Here is a 17,015-nt window from a genome sequence, read left to right on the forward strand (position 1 = left end):
GGGGGTGGCGAGGGCCGGGGCACCGGAGCGGTATGGGGCGCGCTCACGGCTTCACCTTTCTGTTGGAGGACTTGCCGGCCGGGTCGGCGGGACTGCCCTTGGCGGACAGCTCCAGCATTTCCTGCGCATGGGCGAGCGAGGTCGACGACAGCCGTTCGCCGCCGAGCATGCGGGCGATCTCGGCGGTGCGGGCCTCGCCGGCGATGGGGCGGACGTCGGAGTTGGTCTTGCCGTCCTTGAGCGCCTTGGCCACGAGGAAGTGGTGATCCGCGCAGGCGGCGACCTGTGGCAGATGCGTGACGGCGAGGACCTGCGCGCGCTGGCCGAGCTGCTTCATCAGCCGGCCGACGGTCTCCGCGACGGCGCCGCCGACGCCGGCGTCGATCTCATCGAAGATCAGCGTGCCGGCGCCGCTGTTCTGCTGGCTGGTCGTGACGGCGATGGCCAGCGCGATGCGCGACAGCTCGCCGCCGGAGGCGACCTTGGCCAGCGGGCGCGGCGTGCTGCCGGCGTGGCCGGCGACGAGGAACTCGGCGGACTCCAGCCCGAAGCTCTGCGGCTCGTCCTGCGGCAGCAGCGCGACCTCGAAGCGGCCGCCGGACATGCCCAGCTGCTGCATCGCCTGCGAGACGGCGTCGGACAGCGTCGGCGCCGCCTTGGCGCGCGCGGTGCTGACGGTCCTGGCTTCCTTCTGATACCGCTTCAACGCGGCGGCCTGCTTGGCCTGCAGCGCGTCGAGGTCGGTGGCGGCGTCGAGCTGCGCGAGCTCGGCCTTCCATTCGTCGAGCAGCGCGGCCAGTTCAGCCGGCTGACGGCGGTAGCGGCGCGCGAGCGTGACCCAGGCGGACACGCGCTCGTCGAGCTGCTGCAGCCGGTCGGGGTCGAGGTCGGCGGCGTTCAGATAAGAGCTGAGGCTGTGCGCGGCGTCCTGCAGCTGCGCCTGCGCGCCGAGCAGCGCGCTGACGGTGTCCTGCAGGCCGGCGTCGTAGACGAGCACGTCCTGCAGCGCGGAGAGCGCCTCGTCGGTCAGCGACTCGGCGTTGATCTCGGCCTCGGCGATGCGTTCGAGCGCGCCGCGGGCGGCGTCCATCAGCGACTGCGCATGCGACAGGCGCTGGTGTTCCGCGTTCAGCTCGTCCCACTCGTCCGCGCCGGGCGCGAGGCGGCCGAGCTCGCCGATCTGCCAGCTCAGGCGCTCGTGCTCGCGGGCGAGGTCGGCCTGCTTGGATTGCGCGGCGGACAGCGCCTCGGTGGCCTGGCGCCACTCGGTGAAGGCGGCGGCCATCGGCTTGGTCTCGATCTGGGCGAAGCTGTCCAGCAGCTCGCGCACGCTCACGGGGCGGGTCAGGCCTTGCCAGGCGTGCTGGCCGTGGATGTCGAGCAGGTGTTCGGCGAGTTCGCGCAGCTGGGCGACGGTGGCGGTGCCGCCGTTGATCCATGCGCGGCTCTTGCCTTGGGCGTCGATCACGCGACGCAGCAGCAGCGTGTCGTCGGCGCCGTCGACCGCGGAGTCGAAGCCGGCTTCCTCGAGCCAGGGGGCGAGGACGGCGGGGGCGGTCGAACTCGGCGGAGATTTCGGGCGCGGGTGGCGCCTTCGCGGACGACGGCGGCGTCGCCTCGAGAGCCGAGGGCGAGCTGGAGGGCGTCGATGAGGATGGACTTGCCGGCGCCGGTTTCACCGGTGAGGGCGGAGAAGCCGGCGGCGAAGTCGAGTTCGAGCGCCGGGACGATCACGAAGTCCTTGAGGGCGAGGCGGCGCAGCATCAGGTGGTGCCTTCGTTCCAGCGGAGTTTGCGGCGCAGGGTGGCGTAGTAGGACCAGCCGCTGGGGTGGAGGAAGGGGGCGCGGTGCTGGGAGCGGCGCACGGTGATGCAGTCGCCGTGGAGCAGGGAGGCGAGGGATTGCATGTCGAAGTTCACCGACGCGTCGCGGCCGGCGACGATGGTGAGGCGGACCTCGCCGTTGTCGGGCAGCACGATGGGGCGGTTGGAGAGGGCGTGGGAGGCGATGGGCAGGAGGACCCAGCCGGCGATGCCGGGGTGGAGGATGGGTCCGCCGGCGGAGAGGGCGTAGGCGGTGGAGCCGGTGGGCGTGCCGACGATGACGCCGTCGGCGCGCATGTTGGCGACGAACTCGTCGCCGACGTCCACGCGCAGTTCGACCATGGCGGCGGTGGCGCCGCGGGAGACGACGACGTCGTTGAGGGCGACGCCGGAGAAGATCTGTTCGCCGTCGCGGATCACGGCGCCTTCGAGGAGGGAGCGGTGTTCGATCTCGAAGTCGCCGGCGAGGATGGGGGCGAGGGCGTCCTTGAACTGGTCGGCGGAGATGTCGGTGATGAAGCCGAGGCGTCCCTGGTTGATGCCGACGAGGGGGAGGTTGTAGCGGGCGACCTGGCGGGCGAAGCCGAGCATGGTGCCGTCGCCGCCGACGACGATGGCCAGGTCGCACTGGGCGCCGAGTTCGGCGTGGGACAGGCCGGGGAGGGCGGTGATGCCGGTGCTGTCGGCGGTGGCCTGTTCGAGGGAAACATCCAATCCCTGGGAGGCGACAAATCGGCAATCTCTTCCAGGATGGGCCGGATGCCCCGCGACTGGGGTTTTCCGACGATGGCCACATGGCGGAAGCGCTTGGACATGGCGGGAATTACACCACAGCGAACTGCTGGGACCGGGGGTATGCGGGGGGTGGCGCCGCCGGCTTCTTTAGAATGAAAAACATGCTCGACGATCGCGCGAAGACACTGCTGAAGGCTCTGGTGGAGCGGTACATCGCCGACGGTTCGCCGGTGGGGTCGCGCACCTTGTCGAAGGCGTCGGGGCTGGAGCTGAGCCCGGCGACGATCCGCAACGTGATGGCGGACCTGGAGGAGCTGGGGCTGATCGCGAGCCCGCACACCAGCGCGGGGCGGATTCCGACGGCGCGGGGGTACCGGCTGTTCGTGGACACCTTGCTGACGGCCAAGCCGGGCATGCCGCGCGAGGGGGTGGGGTCGTTCGAGAGCCAGTTGTTGCCTGATCAACCGCAGAAGGTGATCGCGAGCGCGGCGCATCTGCTGAGCAGCCTGTCGAGTTTCGTGGGGGTGGTGACGTCGCCGCGGAAGACGGCGGTGTTCCACCACATCGAGTTCCTGCGTCTGGGGGATCGACGGGTGCTGGTGATCATGGTGTCGCCGGACGGGGATGTGCAGAACCGGCTGGTGTTCACGGCGCAAGACCTGACCCAGTCCGACCTGACGGAGGCGAGCAACCGGCTGAACGCGCACTACGCGGGGCTGAGCCTGGACGTGGTGCGGGACCGCCTGAGGTCCGAGGTGGACCAACTGCGCGGGGAGATCGCCAAGCTGATGAGCGCGGCGGTGGACGTCGGGCAGCAGGGGGTGACGGAGCACGAGCCGATGATCATCTCGGGGGAGAGGAACCTGCTGACGGTGCAGGACTTCAGCCACGACATGGGGAGCCTGCGGCGGATGTTCGACATGTTCGAGCAGAAGACGCAGCTGATGCGGCTGCTGGATGTGTCCAGCCGCGCGGAAGGCGTGCGGATCTACATCGGCGGGGAGAGCCAGGTCGTGCCTGTTGAAGAGCTGTCGATCGTCTCCGCGCCGTACGAGGTGGATGGCGAGGTGGTGGGCACGCTCGGCGTCATCGGCCCGACGCGCATGGCCTACGACCGCATGATCGAGATCGTCGACATCACGTCGAGGATGGTGAGCAACGCGCTGTCGCAGAAGTAGCCGCGCTTCGCGGCTCGTCAGGCCGGCCCCCAAGCATGCTTACAATCCGCCGCTCCGGTGCAACGCCGGAACCAACGAACCCGCCAGGGTTCGTATATGCGATTACCCCCGGGGGCCGTTAGCTCAGTTGGTTAGAGCAGAGGACTCATAATCCTTTGGTCACAGGTTCAAGTCCTGTACGGCCTACCAACGAATTGCATCTTCTCGCAAATCACGTACGAAGAAATAAGTTCTCGTCGTCCCGCTCGATAAGTACTGAGCGGTGCATCTTTTGCAAAACATCCGCGATGATGCCTCAATCAATTTGTCTCCGGCATTTCGAGCGGGTACAAACATGCAGCAGCCAACTGTCGGCTGCCGCCGGTGGTGCGGATTCTTAATGCGCCAAGAAGTATGAATTGCTTTTTAATTATGAGCCCGTTATGGACTGATCGATACTCGGAGCTTCGAGGTTAAAGAGGATGGAGTTGGTTGGTGAGCGAAGAGAATCCGCAAGTTCGTCTTAGACGTCATAGCACCTACGACCGCAAGGCAATTCGTAGATTGTTCGAGCCTCTTGCCACAGGTAGTCTGGGTGGGCCATGGCAGAGTGGAATTGTTCAAACTCCAAAGGCAAGCGGCGATTATTCATTTCTTGTGACATTGGGTGGTGGTCGGTATGACGACGTCCTCTACGAAGACGGTCAACATGCGTGCGGAAGAATCGGGACAGCGCATACCGCGATTGCAATCCCTGAGTTCGAGATATTCCCGTTTGAATTGCATTCGTGATGGTGTGGCGGGGACGATTGAGAAAGCGCTCGAATAGCCGTGTCTTGGTAATTCTGAACTCAAAGAACTCTTGGCAACGGCTGACTTTCCAGCTCTCAATAATCTCTTGGGCCGTGAAGAAGTAATGGATATGCTCTCCGTCAGCATCGTCGGAGTGTAAGAACGCAAAGAAGTTGGTTCTTGGGCCTGTCATGTCCTCAACATAGCTGCGAAGAATTTTGACGAGATTCTTGCCCTGAAAGAATTTTGCCTGAATTAGGCCGAAGCATTGTGGATCGCCGGCAGCGGCTGGGATACTTGATGAATCACGCCGACGCTCAACCAAGAGATCCTCGCCGTTGATGTCGATCGATCTGCTGAGTAGCCAAAAGAAATCGGCAAGATGAGTTTCAGTGCGCGACTGACCTTTGAACGCATTCTCCTGAATTTGGTCTTGGACGCGTTTCGTTTTTTTTGATGTGGCCATTTGGATCTAAGTTGTTGACGAGAATGCGCAATCAGAGGGCGCGGGTGTATTTGCATACCGGATACGTCGAACACCCATAGAACGCCTGCCCAGCCTGAGGTCCACGCTTGGCAATGCGTCGCACCAACGGATGCAAGCAACTCGGGCATACGACCATCGTGGGAAGGTCGGAAGGTTTCGAGGCGGTCGGCGCTGGCGGCAGATGCGGTTCAACCTTGGCGCTCGCCAGCAACTCCTTCAGCCTCGTTCCATCGATCAGCTCGACGTTTCGACCCTCTGCAAACACCACCGCCTCAGAGGTGAACCTGCCCGACGTCACCACGAATCCACCTGCAGCTCCGCGTGCGGCCATCACTCCGTAAAGCTCCCGCACAACGTTCACGCTGACCTTGAACGCCTTCCAGTGCTTGCACTGAACCAGGAATGTCTCGTTCCCATTGGTCGCGGGTTTGCGCAGGACAAGGTCGACGCCGCCATCAGGCCCGTTGCCGCCGATCTCGACGACGGTGTATCCCTTCTGCCGGAACGCCTCTCCGATCAGCAGCTCGAACTGGTGCCAGGTCATGCCATCTATTGCAGCGGCATCCTGGTTTAGCGCCGAAGCCTGCAGCAGGTCCCTTCTTGCATGCCGGCGAAACGCCGACATGACCGACGCCACCAACAGCAACATCGGCAGCGCGTACTGCAAGCCTCCTGCCGCGCCACGCACTCCGGCATTGGCAACGAGCGTCTGGAATTGCCGCGCAAACGGCCCCGCTTGCGGCTTTGCCGGCGGCAGTCCCGCCAAGGCGTGCGCCCGAAGTATGCGACGACCGCGAGCACCACACTCACCCACCACGGCAGCAACGCGAATAGACCGAGCAGACCCCCTCCCGAGGATCTCTTCTTTCTTCTGGCCATTTTGGCTCTCTCCCTGAAGACGTCCGCCGAGTATCGTGGCCGCATTGTCTGCACGGCTGCGGGCGTTCACGGGGAACTCCCAAAGCGTTATCAATTGCCCAGCTCTCCCGGAAGGATTGCAAGGACGCGCGCGTCAGAACAACAGCGCGATTTCGCGTCTACCGTCTTGGGCGGAACCTTGCTCATCGCCATGTCTGACCGACACCGGAATTGCCGGCGAACTGCACTCCACGCTTCGCGCCGATGCGGCGTGCTTCGCATTGAGATCCCCAACCAAGCAAGTGACTTTCAACTTTCCACCCCACCCTAGACTGGCCGGCCGCTCCGTTGCGCTCCCGCGCAACACTTGCCCCTCACCCATCCCCAGTCCTGGAGCCCCCAGTTGACGAGCCATCAAGCGGACGGTGCAGCCGTGAAACGCTCCCCGTTCCTTCGCATCACCCTCTGGCTTGCTGCGCTCGCCATCGGACTCTTCTCGCTCGCACAAGCCATGGCCTTCTTCAAACCCTTCACCCTGTTCTCCGACCTGGAGGGCATCGTCCTGCTGGAGGGCCGTCCGGTGGAAGGCGTCGAGGTCCAGCAGCACTACTCCTGGCACTGGGGCGACAAGAGGGGCTCCAACGTGACCCGAACCGACGCCAACGGGCGTTATCACTTCCCGGTCATCACCGGGCGATCGATCACCGGCAACCTGCTGCCCCACGAGCCGGTCATCGATCAGGAAGTCAGCTTCGTCTATCAAAGCAAGACCTTCCGCGGATGGTTCCATAGCAAGCACAACTACGAAGACCTGGGCGAACTCGACGGCCAGCCCCTGCGCCTTGTGTGCGACCTCAAGGACGAACCGGTCGGGCGCCCGGAGATCCGGAGCTACGGGATCTGCACGGTGCAGAAGTGACCTCCTAACGCGGCGCCTTGATCCAGTCCGCGATGGAATTCGAGCGGAACACCGCTTCCATGCGCGCCGCAAGCGCCAACGCCTTCTCCCGCTGCGCCGAGCCTTCGGGCCACTTTCGCAGCGCATAGGTGGCGAAATCTCCGTCACATACCCCAGTCTGCAGGCAGGCGCTGTACATCCGCAGATCCCTGGCGCGATCAGCCTGCACGGAGGTCGCATTGAAAGAAGCGAGCAACACCGCGCTCTGAAAGATTTCCGACGCCTCGGCGCCCTTGAAATCCTCGCCCTGGAAGCGAGGGATGTTCGCAAGGATCAACGCTGCAGAAGCGAGCTGCCCTTGCCTCGCCAGCTCAAGCAGGGCAGCCGGCGTGGACGCGTCCATCTTGAACATGTCGACGCGCGCCTTCTGGTAACTGGCCGCGTTGCTGTCGCCCTCCAGGGCCTGGTCCGCCGCAACGTCTTGACGAAAGCTTTCGCATCGACTGCGTACCATCTGCTGGGCCTCGATGAATCGAGCCTGGAACATGGCCGGATCCTTCCCCAGCTGGGTGGCGCGCTGCAAGGCGATTTCAGGTCGGGCCCTCGATGCCAATTGGTTGGCTTCTCGACATTGCCAAGTGATCTGATCAGCCTTCGCAAACGACCCGACCTGCGAGAGCCCGTGTTGCCAAGCGGCAAAGGCCAGTGGATCAGAGCTGACCATCCCATCTTCCAGACCTGCCCCACGCAGTGATGACGGCGCGGAAGCCGGAGTCGCCGAAGCCGCGGGCGGCAGTTGTTGAGCGCTTGCCGCGCTGGACGATGCCGCTGGCGAAGCGGTGGTCCTGACATCCGCCAGCATCAAAACACGCTCGTCGCTGCGCAACTGCCAGAAGGCAAGAGCGCCGACGAAGAGGCCGATCATCAAGGCAAGGAAAATCTTCTTCATGGTTCAAGCCGGCTTCGTCCCCTTGCAGATGGGATACGTCGAACACGCATAGACCTGCTGCCCCGCCGTCGGACCGCGCTTGACCGTGCGCAACACCATCGGCTGCGAGCACGCCGGGCAGACCACCATCGTGACGTCCGCTGCTGACCGCTGTGGCTCGGGCTTCGGGGCAGGGGAGGTCGCCAGCAGCGCCTTCAACTTCGGCCCGTCGATAAGCCGGATGTTCCGGCCCTCGGCGAACGCCAGCGCCTCTTTGGTGAATCCCCCCGCCGTCACCACGAACCCACCCGCGGCGCCGCGCGCCGCCATCACCCCGTAGAGCTCCCGCGCCGCGCCCACGCCGACCTTGCGGGCCTTCCAGTGCTTGCACTGGACGAGGAAGGTTTCGTTCCCCGTCTTTGAAGGCTTGCGCAGCACGAGGTCCACGCCGCCATCGGGGCCGCTGCCGCCGATCTCGACCACGGTGAAGCCCTTCTGCCGGAACGCATCGCCGATCAGCAGCTCGAACTGGTGCCAGGTCATGCCATCGGTCACGGCGGCGCCATCGCCGAGTGCGGACTGCTCGTGCAACTTCCCCGTCGCGCGCGGTCGGAGAACCGACATCACCGCCGCTCCTACTGAAGCGAACAGACCCAGCAGACCCTCTCCCGAGGGTCTCTCTTCGTTCTGGCCATTTCGGCTCTCTCCCTGAAGACGTCAACCGAGTATCGCCGTCGCCATGCCCGCGAGGCATCGGACCTTCAGACAACTTGTTCGGCAACTTCCTGGCCTCGCTGGGACGGGTCAAGACCTACTACGACGTGCTCATCGATGGCGAATGATCAGAACCCCATCGTCCAGCGTTGGTTCGCGATCGCCTTGGTCTCGCTCGGCGCGATCGGCAACGCCGCCGCGGGCTCACCGGACGCGAGCCGCAGTCAGTGCGAGATCGGCGCCTTCGTCCAGGAAACCGATCCTGCCGGCCTGAACGTCCGTGCCGCCCCCCATGCCAAGGCGAAGGTGCTCGGCAAGCTCGTGCCCGTCTACGTGGATCCCGAACAGGGCTATCGCACGCGCGCCGAAGTCGAAGTCGTGGCGTCGGAAGGGGGCTGGTTCCTCATCCGCAATGCGCGCGACAACCCGGACATGACCGGCCAGGCCGAACGGCCGATGTATCGCGGCGAGGGCTGGGTGAGCGGCAGCCGCTTGATCGTGAAGTCGCAGGCCACCGCGGGCCGCGCAGCACCGCTGCGTGATGCCCCCGTGCTGATGCGCTTGCGCGATGGCGACACCTTCGACAGCAGCGCCATGATGGACGGGAGCCGGCTCGCGGCGTGTCAGGGCAAGTGGGCTCAATTGGAGTTCACTGAGGCACGCCTGCCTGCCGACTTCCGCGAGAAGCTGCAGATCACGCCCGCCGCCCGGCAAGGTCTTCCCGCGGGACGCTTCCGCGTCTGGGTGGACAAGATCTGCGATCTTCAGGAGACCAGCTGCAGCGGACTCGGCGGCGACGAGCCCTGAATTGCGGAGCGCTCGAGTCCTCCGCCATTACCTGATCGAAAGCCGACCCACTGCGCCGGACAGCAGTTCTCGCGTCGCGTCCAGATCGGCGCCGACATGTCGGTCGATGCGTCGGATGAAGGGACAGGTCAACACCGCCAGCGCATGGTCACCTGGGCCCACCACGGGCATCGACATGTCGACGACACCGTAAGCCTGCAGGCTGTCCCCTTGCCAATACCCAAGGTCGCGGACCTGCTGCAGGATCGGCGACAGGTCCTCCTCGGACAGCGGCACCTCCCCATCGAGACGCTCATGTTCGGCCAGCATGTCCGCGCGACCTTGGGCGGACTGGAAGGCGAGCATCACGTGACCGGATCCCGTCCCCACCAGGCTGATCCTCGCGCCGAGGCGCACCGACATGCCCCAGTTCCCCGGGCCGTTCACCTGGGCCACCACGATGATGTTGCCCCGGTCGTAGATGCCGAGGTGGCAGGACTGTTCAGCGGCCTTGGCGAACGCGTCCATCGCCGGCAGCGCCTGGGCCACAAGCCGTTCAATCGGCGGGTGACGATGCCCCAGCGCGAACAGCTTCAGACGAGGGCGTACCGGTCGCCCTGCGCTGACCTGGAGACGTAGTGGCGCGCGACAAGCCGCTCCAGCATGCGATAGATCTCGCTGGGGCTGCGGCCCATCTCCTTGACGATCTCGGCACGCGTCAGCCCGTGGGGCTGCTCCGCCAACAGTTCCAGGATGTCCAGCCCCTTGTCCAGTGCGGGGGCGCGGTAGCGGTCTTCTTCTGACATGGGCGGGTAGGGTAATGCGCAGAGTCGGGACGGATTCGAAGCACCAGGGGAATCACTGTTGCCTTGCGCTCATCGGAGTTCTAGATTATCCATCAATGAACTTGAAGTTCATTGGTGAACAGCGAGAACGCCATGAGACTCCGAGACAAGACCATCCTGATCACGGCCGCCGGGCAGGGCATTGGCCGCGCCAGCGCGCTGGCCTGCGCCCGAGAAGGCGCCAAGGTCATCGCCACGGATTTGAATGGCAGCTTGCTGGAGTCTCTGGCCACTGAATCCGGAAACCTGGTGACCCACGTGCTCGACGTGCGAGACGGCGCTCAGGTCAAGCAGCTGGCCGCTTCCGTGCCAGTTCTTGATGGGCTCTTCAACTGCGCCGGCTACGTCCACCACGGCTCGGTGCTGGACTGCGATGAAGCGGACTGGGACTTCAGCTTCGACGTGAACGTCAAGGGCGCGTACCGGCTGATCCGGTCGTTCCTGCCCGGCATGCTGGACAGGGTCGCCACGACCGGCGGTAGCGCGTCCATCGTCAACATGGCCTCGATGGCGTCGTCGATCAAGGGCTTTCCCAACCGCTTCGCCTATGGCGCCAGCAAAGCGGCCGTCATCGGCATGTCGAAGGCCATCGCGGCAGACTATGCGAAGCTGGGACTGCGCTGCAACGCACTGTGTCCGGGGACCGTCGATACGCCGTCGCTTCGCCAACGCATCGCCGCGGCTGCGGATCCCCTGCAAGCGGAGAAGGACTTCATCGCCCGGCAGCCCGTGGGCCGCCTGGCCACGGTGGACGACATCGCGCCGCAGGTGGTCTACCTGTTGAGCGACGAGTCCCGCTTCGTGACCGGACAGGCCGTCCTGGTCGATGGCGGCGTGACGATCTGAACCGCAAGGAAAGAGCACCCTCATGAAGCGGATCGACACACACCCACACTTCCGGGTCGAAGGCAACGGCGGACACCATCCATGAAACTGCTGCGCTACGGCCCGACGGGCCAGGAAAAACCAGGCCTCCTCGATGCACAGGGCCGTGTCCGCGACCTGTCGGCCCTCATTGCCGACATCGCGGGTGATGTCCTGACGCCCGCAGGACTGGATCGCTTGGGCGCCATCGACCCGACCACGCTGCCCTTGGTGGCAGGGACGCCCCAGCGGGATCTCCGCGTGGGTTCCTGCGTCGGCCGCGTCGGCAAGTTCATCTGCATCGGCCTGAACTACGCCGACCACGCCGCCGAATCCGGCCTGCCCGTGCCGACGGAACCGGTCGTGTTCGCCAAATGGACCAGCGCGATCACCGGCCCGGACGACGACGTGAAGATCCCGCGCGGCTCGGTCAAGACCGACTGGGAAGTGGAGCTGGGCGTCGTCATCGGCCAGGGTGGCAGCTACATCGAGGAAGCCGACGCGCTCAAGCATGTGGCCGGCTACTGCGTCGTCAACGACGTGTCCGAGCGCGAATGGCAGCTGGAGCGCGGCACGCAGTGGGACAAGGGCAAGGGCTGCGACACCTTCGGCCCCATCGGCCCGTGGCTCGTCACGGCCGACGAGGTGCCGAATCCGCAGGCGCTGCACCTCTGGCTGGAGGTCGACGGCAAGCGCTACCAGAACGGCAACACGCGCACGATGGTCTTCAACGTGGCGCAGATCGTCAGCTACCTCAGCAGGTTCATGAGCCTGCAGCCGGGCGATGTCATCTCCACCGGCACGCCGCCGGGCGTCGGCCTGGGCCAGAAGCCGCCTGTCTACCTGAAGCCGGGCCAGACGATGCGCCTGGGCATCGAAGGGCTGGGCGTGCAGACGCAGAAGACCGTCGCGGCGTGAGCCGCGTCACCGTGCTGCCGAAACGCCTCGCCGATCTGCAGTTCGAACTGGTGCCAGGTCATGCCATTCATGACCGCGGGTTCCTCGCCTCTCGGCGGCGGCGAAGGCCTACGTCGCCGACAAGCTCTACCAGCGAGCCTACGGCGCCTGGACCCCACCGAGCGGAGCGTCGTCGACGACATCCGTGCATCCTCCAGCGAAGCGCCGCGTCCGGGTCTGGAGCAGGGCATGATCAGCGGGGCGTAGCGCTCACGGTGTGACGCAGGATCCTCACTCCTCCGCCGCTAGCAGCTGCCCGATCTCGCGCCGATTGTTCCTCACCGCCTGATCCAGCGCCGGAATCAGCGCCGCCAGACTGCTCCCCCGCGCCGCCACGAAGCGCTCGCCCAGCGTCCCCAGCGGCGACGGGCCGACCTTCAGCCGCTCCAGGTTGCCGCCCGAGTCGGCGATGCGCTGCCTCAGCGCGCGCACATCCGTGTTGAAGTGATTCGCCAGCAGCACGTCGCACCGGCCGGCCATGAGCTGCCGGACCCTCGTCCGGAAATCCCCGGACACGTACTCCGCCGCGTAGATCGACCCCTTCGCCGCTTCCAGCGCGCGGCCGTAGTCGAGCCCCCGCACCACGCACACCCGCAGGCCCTTGAGGTCCTCCACGGCGCGCAGTTCCCGATCCACCTCGCTCCGCGCGATCGGCCACACCCCGCTGACGAAGACGTCCTCCGAGAACAGCAGCCGCGACGACAGGTTCGACGACTTCCCGGCCCCGAACCCCATCGTCCAGCCGTTCTCCACCATCGCCAGCATGCGCGGCACCGGCACCAGCTGGCAGTCCCACGCCAGCTCGGCGCTCCGGCCGATCAGCTCGAGCACCGGCTTGATCCGCGCGATGTTGATCCCCTCCGGCAGCGCGAGCGGCACGACCGGCATCACGGGCATCACCGGCGCACCCGCCGCCTTCCCGCCCGCGACCAGCGCGAGCAGCGGCGCCAGCGCCACCGCGCGACGGCGCACACCCATCCCCCGCACGCGGGCGGTCACTCCCTCCGCCGCCTGCGGATCCTCCCCGACGCTCACGCCCTTGACGCGCTGCATGGCCACGATCGCTCTCTTCCGCACCGGTGTGTCCGGCTTTGGTGGGAGACTAGCCGCGATGGTTGAAGGCTTGGTGAAGGAAGCGTTGGGAGGCCGCGAGCGGCATGAAAAAGGGCGCCGAAGCGCCCGTGGGAGGGAATGCCTCAGTCGGTCGAGAACATCTCGAGGATCTTTCGGACGCCACAGGAAATCATGGCGGAATTCTCCCCGACGCCTGACCAGCCGGACTGATCTCTCACGCATTCGATATAGCTCTGCATCGGGACCGGTTCGCGGCCTTCGGGCGTGCCGGCCCAGCTGTCACCGCCGGACACCACGTCGATTTCTTGGTCAGTCAAGACTTGCATATTTGCTTTCGAATCTCCGAGAGTCGCTCGGTGCGAGTGGAAGCGAAAGATCCACGACGCGAAAGTTACCGGTTGATGGCCCGCTCGAATATTCCTCATAAGCGCTGGCACAAAGCTGCGCATATCTGCAGGCCATTTGCATGCCTAGGATGCAGCGCTCCAATGCCTCCTGCTCTGAGTCATGTCTGAACTTTCCGCGCGACTTTTCCATCAAACGTCGGTCTTCCGAAAGCTGCTGCACATCGCCCGGTGGGTGCCTTTCCTCATCGTGGCGGTGGCGCTCAGGAATTGGCCCGAGTTCATTGAGGGGCCGCACCTGTGGTCGATCTTTGACTTTGGATACCGCGGGGAATTCCGGCTCTTTCTCAATATCGAATTGACCCTCTCCGGCCTCGCGCTGCTGGCGGTATTCGTGCGCTGGGATGCAAGCCCCAAGTGGTGCCAGTTGTTGCGTCCGCAGCTTCCACTCAGCCTCACCCTGGTCGCCGCGACGCTGGTGCTGGTTGCCGTCATGACATTCGTGGTGAACCCCGAAGCCATTCATTCGGCATTCCGCCCGGTCAATCCGGTCACTCATTTCCCGAGTTGGTCAATTTCAGTACTGGCGCTTTTGCTCGGCGCGTTCCAGCAGGAAATCTGGAATCGCGCGATCCTGCAGTCCACGCTCACCCGCATGTCCGGCAACAGGTGGATCGGCCTGGGCTTCACGGTCATCCTGCTGGTGATGGATCAGCACGGCCATCGCGTCGAGACCCCTTGCTCCGCCGTGCTTCTGGGCATCGTGTTCATGCACACCCGGTCATTGCTCTGCACCACGGCGATTCGTGTCGCCCTCGATCTGTCGCTGGGGATCCTGCAAGGCGGCACCTTCATGGTCGCCAGCTTTCTGACACCCAGCGAGTTCATGGGCACCAAGGCGCTCGTGGTCCTCAGTCTTCTGCTGCTCGCGGTCGGTGTCGAACTCCGGTATCGGCGATCGCCCCGCCTGCTTCAGTTGACCCAGGCAAGCGCGAAAAGCCTGGCGCTGATGTTCTTTGCATACGTGCTTTTCAAGCTCACCGGCAGGCTGCTCGCACCCGCGTGGCGATCCGTCATCGATATCAACGAATGGATGACTCGAGGGCTGGTGACGCGCATGGACTTGTTGATCCAGGCCGTCGTGCCGGTCATCGCACTTGCGGCGCTGGGCAAGGGACCCAGGCTGCGCGAACTCTTGGCGGTCCGTCCGAAAGCGACCTTCGGCCTGGCGGTCGTGGCTGCAGCCGTGCCGTTCCTGGCCGCGAGCATCGCGGTACCCGACGCGTTCCGCGCAGGCTTCTTTGCTCCTCTCAGCCCATTCACCACCAGTCCGCACTTCTGGCTTGGGGCCGTGCTGCCGCTGTTCGTCGCTGCGCTGCAGGAAGAGGTGGTCCATCGAGCGCTCGTCCAACCTCTGTTGAGTCGGCTCTTCCGCAGCGAGTGGGTCGGCGTGGTGACCAGCGCGCTGCATTTCGCCGCCTTCCATCCGCTGGAAAGCGCCGTGTTCGTCATACCGGGGGGCTTGCTCTTCGCCGTCGTTTTCATGCGGACAAGATCCATCGTTTGCACGACCGCCCTGCACCTGACGCTCAACATCGCCCTCTCGCTGATCAATAGCACCAAGTTCACGCTCGCGCTGTTCATTCCTTCCGACGTCCTCGCTGGCGCGGCACCGCTCATTGGCGCGCTGGTATTGGCGCTCGCTGTGGCGTTCGAATGGTGGTGGCGCATGGCAGCCGAGGCGAACGCACGGCGACTTGGTTCTCCCCCGAACGAGAGAGCCGCGACTTGCGGCATCGCGCCAACATCGGCGTGACGCCACCTCGCCCGCTCCGATGCAGTACCGCTCCTTCCCATCGCTCATGCTTGGCGGTCTCGCGCTCGCCGCGACCGCCGCCCACGCCCAATCCACCGTCACGGTCTACGGTCGGCTCAACGTGTCGCTCGAGCACGCCGACGCGAGCCATGCCCCCCGTGACCGCGCCGTCAACCGCGAGTCCAACAACCGCTCCGTCATCGGCTTCCGCGGCGTCGAGGACCTGGGCGACGGCGTCCAGGCGCTGTTCCAGATCGAGGGCTCGCTCGCCCTCGATACCGGCGTCGGGCCGTCCCTCGCCAACCGCGACACCCGCGTCGGGCTGCAGACCCCCTACGGCCTGCTGTTTGCCGGCCACTGGGGCACGCCGTACCTGCTGTCCACCAGCACCCTCGACCCCTGGTATCCCACCACCGCCGGCTACATGGCCCTGATGGCCAACGGCTCCGCGCCCACCACCAACCACCTGGGCAACACCGCGTCCTTCGACCGGCGGCAGCAGAACATCGTCCAGTACTGGACCCCCGCGTGGAACGGCCTCACAGGCCGCGTCGCCTACGCCTTCAACGACGGCGAGGTCGGCCCCAACGGCGCCCGCCCGCAGCTCCTCTCCGCGTCCATCACCTGGGACGACGGCCCTTGGAACCTCGCGCTCGCCCACGAGCAGCACCGTGACTACCAGGGCCCGCACCTCACCGACTCCGCCACCAAGCTCGGCGCCGCCTATCGCTTCGGCCCCGGCCGCCTCGCCGCCGCGGTCGAGCGCCTGCGCTACGAGACGCCGCTCGGCGCATTGACGCGCGACAGCGCCTTCGTCGCCGCCACCTGGCAGATCGGCCCGACCAACCTGCGCGCCAGCTTCACCCATGCCGGCGAGGGCAAGGGCCCCGCCGGCACGCGCATCGGCTTCATCGCGGCGGGCGAGGACACCGGCTCGCGGCAATGGACGCTCGGCGCGGACTACACGCTGTCCAAGCGCACCGGCTTCTACGCCTACGTCTCGCGCATCGACAACCAGGCGCGCGCCGCCTACGACTTCGCGATCAATCCGCTGGGCGTCGGCGTCGGGGAAAAGCCCACCGTGTTCGCGCTGGGGATGCGGCACGCGTTCTGACTTTCCGTCGTCAACCTTTTCGTCGCCAACCGCTCAAGGAGACCCGCCATGGGTGAACGCATCACCATCACGACGCCCGCCGGCTCGTTCGGCGCCTACCTCGCCCGACCGAAGGCGTCTTCCGCGCCGGCCGTCGCGGTGATGCAGGAGATCTTCGGCATCAACAAGGACATGCGCGAGACCTGCGACTGGCTCGCCGACCAGGGCTTCATCGCCGCCTGCCCCGACCTGTTCTGGCGCCTCGAACCCGGCGTCGAGATGTCCGACGGCTCCGAAGCGGAATGGAAGAAGGGCTTCGCGCTCTACCAGGCGTTCAACGTGGATACCGGCGTCGAGGACGCCGCCGCCACGATGCAGCACCTGCGCGGCCTGCCCGGCTGCAACGGCAAGGTCGGCATCACCGGCTTCTGCCTCGGCGGCCTGCTCACCTTCCTCACCACCGCCCGCGAGCGCACGGACGCGTCCGTCGCCTATTACGGCGGCGCCACCGAGCGCTACGTCGAGGAAGGGCGCGCCATCGCCACCCCGCTGCTGATGCACCTCGCCGGCAGCGACGAGTACATGCCCGCCGAGGCCCAGCAGCTGATCCGCGACACGCTCGCCGGCAATCCGAACATCACCATCCACACCTATCCCGGCCGCTCGCACGCCTTCGCGCGCCGAGGCGGCCAGCACTACGAGGCCGAGGCCGCCACCCTCGCCAACGACCGCACGATCGCGTTCTTCCGCGAGCACCTCGGCAGCGTCTGACCGCCATCGCCCCACAGCCTGCGCCGCAGGCTCAGTCCGTGGCGCACGCTCGGCCTGTGCGGACGCTCAGCCC

At 65.6% G+C, this 17,015-nt stretch carries 14 protein-coding genes, 1 tRNA gene and 3 pseudogenes; 9 read left to right on the top strand and 9 right to left on the bottom strand.

The window, feature by feature from the left end; all coding sequences use genetic code 11:
- Window positions 1-43: 43 nt before the first annotated feature.
- Together recN and ACFJIX_RS13325 are read right to left on the bottom strand one after the other, a co-directional pair.
- Window positions 44-1,764: pseudogene (gene recN / locus ACFJIX_RS13320) on the bottom strand (DNA repair protein RecN).
- A pseudogene (locus ACFJIX_RS13325) lies at window positions 1,764-2,638 on the bottom strand (NAD kinase). The pseudogenes recN and ACFJIX_RS13325 overlap by 1 nt, the downstream one beginning before the upstream one ends.
- Window positions 2,639-2,719: 81 nt before the next feature.
- On the opposite strand from ACFJIX_RS13325, the gene hrcA reads away from it, so the two are divergent.
- Together hrcA and ACFJIX_RS13335 are read left to right on the top strand one after the other, a co-directional pair.
- The gene (hrcA, locus tag ACFJIX_RS13330) at window positions 2,720-3,736 is read left to right on the top strand and encodes a heat-inducible transcriptional repressor HrcA (protein WP_377161764.1); all 1,017 of its coding nucleotides are present in this window, start codon (window positions 2,720-2,722) and stop codon (window positions 3,734-3,736) included.
- Window positions 3,737-3,848: 112 nt separating this feature from the next.
- Window positions 3,849-3,925, top strand: a tRNA-Ile gene (locus ACFJIX_RS13335).
- Between the two features lie 313 nt (window positions 3,926-4,238).
- On the opposite strand, the gene ACFJIX_RS13340 is transcribed toward ACFJIX_RS13335, so the two are convergent.
- A complete protein-coding gene (locus ACFJIX_RS13340; protein ID WP_377160726.1) occupies window positions 4,239-4,973 on the bottom strand; it encodes a hypothetical protein in 735 nt (244 codons plus the stop codon).
- Window positions 4,974-5,004: 31 nt separating this feature from the next.
- Window positions 5,005-5,943, bottom strand: a complete 939-nt coding sequence (locus ACFJIX_RS13345) for a restriction endonuclease (protein ID WP_377160729.1) — start codon at window positions 5,941-5,943, stop codon at window positions 5,005-5,007.
- Between the two features lie 342 nt (window positions 5,944-6,285).
- Between ACFJIX_RS13345 and ACFJIX_RS13350 the strand changes: the two genes are divergently transcribed.
- Entirely contained in the window at window positions 6,286-6,771 is a 486-nt protein-coding gene (locus ACFJIX_RS13350) for a DUF6795 domain-containing protein (protein ID WP_377160731.1), read from the top strand.
- Between the two features lie 4 nt (window positions 6,772-6,775).
- Here the strand turns inward: ACFJIX_RS13350 and ACFJIX_RS13355 are convergent, their stop codons facing one another.
- Both ACFJIX_RS13355 and ACFJIX_RS13360 read right to left on the bottom strand, forming a co-directional pair.
- On the bottom strand, window positions 6,776-7,699 hold the full coding sequence (locus ACFJIX_RS13355; RefSeq protein ID WP_377160733.1) for a hypothetical protein: 924 nt from the start codon (window positions 7,697-7,699) through the stop codon (window positions 6,776-6,778).
- 3 nt (window positions 7,700-7,702) lie between these two features.
- Window positions 7,703-8,302 (bottom strand): restriction endonuclease, encoded by a 600-nt coding sequence (locus ACFJIX_RS13360; protein WP_377160736.1) that lies wholly within the window; start codon window positions 8,300-8,302, stop codon window positions 7,703-7,705.
- Between the two features lie 207 nt (window positions 8,303-8,509).
- Here ACFJIX_RS13360 and ACFJIX_RS13365 point away from each other — a divergent pair, with 207 nt between their 5' ends.
- The gene (locus ACFJIX_RS13365) at window positions 8,510-9,199 is read left to right on the top strand and encodes a hypothetical protein (RefSeq protein WP_377160738.1); all 690 of its coding nucleotides are present in this window, start codon (window positions 8,510-8,512) and stop codon (window positions 9,197-9,199) included.
- 27 nt (window positions 9,200-9,226) lie between these two features.
- Here ACFJIX_RS13365 and ACFJIX_RS13370 read toward each other — a convergent pair.
- Window positions 9,227-9,984 (bottom strand): annotated as a pseudogene (locus ACFJIX_RS13370) (IclR family transcriptional regulator).
- 132 nt (window positions 9,985-10,116) lie between these two features.
- Here ACFJIX_RS13370 and ACFJIX_RS13375 point away from each other — a divergent pair.
- Window positions 10,117-10,869: an SDR family oxidoreductase gene (locus ACFJIX_RS13375; protein WP_377161766.1), complete on the top strand. Its 753-nt coding sequence runs from the start codon at window positions 10,117-10,119 to the stop codon at window positions 10,867-10,869.
- 81 nt (window positions 10,870-10,950) lie between these two features.
- Window positions 10,951-11,805: an ureidoglycolate lyase gene (locus tag ACFJIX_RS13380; RefSeq protein WP_377160741.1), complete on the top strand. Its 855-nt coding sequence runs from the start codon at window positions 10,951-10,953 to the stop codon at window positions 11,803-11,805.
- 270 nt (window positions 11,806-12,075) lie between these two features.
- Here ACFJIX_RS13380 and ACFJIX_RS13385 read toward each other — a convergent pair whose 3' ends face one another.
- Together ACFJIX_RS13385 and ACFJIX_RS13390 are read right to left on the bottom strand one after the other, a co-directional pair.
- Window positions 12,076-12,897, bottom strand: a complete 822-nt coding sequence (locus ACFJIX_RS13385) for a substrate-binding periplasmic protein (RefSeq protein WP_377160743.1) — start codon at window positions 12,895-12,897, stop codon at window positions 12,076-12,078.
- 143 nt (window positions 12,898-13,040) lie between these two features.
- Window positions 13,041-13,235 (bottom strand): hypothetical protein, encoded by a 195-nt coding sequence (locus ACFJIX_RS13390; protein WP_377160746.1) that lies wholly within the window; start codon window positions 13,233-13,235, stop codon window positions 13,041-13,043.
- A gap of 190 nt (window positions 13,236-13,425) precedes the next feature.
- On the opposite strand from ACFJIX_RS13390, the gene ACFJIX_RS13395 reads away from it, so the two are divergent.
- The 3 genes from ACFJIX_RS13395 to ACFJIX_RS13405 are packed head-to-tail and all read left to right on the top strand — an operon-like array spanning window position 13,426 to window position 16,942.
- Complete coding sequence (locus ACFJIX_RS13395; RefSeq protein ID WP_377160749.1) at window positions 13,426-15,078, top strand: CPBP family intramembrane glutamic endopeptidase; 1,653 nt, start codon at window positions 13,426-13,428, stop codon at window positions 15,076-15,078.
- 19 nt (window positions 15,079-15,097) lie between these two features.
- Window positions 15,098-16,192, top strand: a complete 1,095-nt coding sequence (locus ACFJIX_RS13400) for a porin (protein WP_377160751.1) — start codon at window positions 15,098-15,100, stop codon at window positions 16,190-16,192.
- 48 nt (window positions 16,193-16,240) lie between these two features.
- Window positions 16,241-16,942: a dienelactone hydrolase family protein gene (locus tag ACFJIX_RS13405; RefSeq protein ID WP_377160753.1), complete on the top strand. Its 702-nt coding sequence runs from the start codon at window positions 16,241-16,243 to the stop codon at window positions 16,940-16,942.
- Window positions 16,943-17,015: the final 73 nt, after the last annotated feature.

Source organism: Roseateles sp. UC29_93 (assembly GCF_042695725.1).
GTDB classification, from domain to species: domain Bacteria; phylum Pseudomonadota; class Gammaproteobacteria; order Burkholderiales; family Burkholderiaceae_C; genus Roseateles; species Roseateles noduli_A.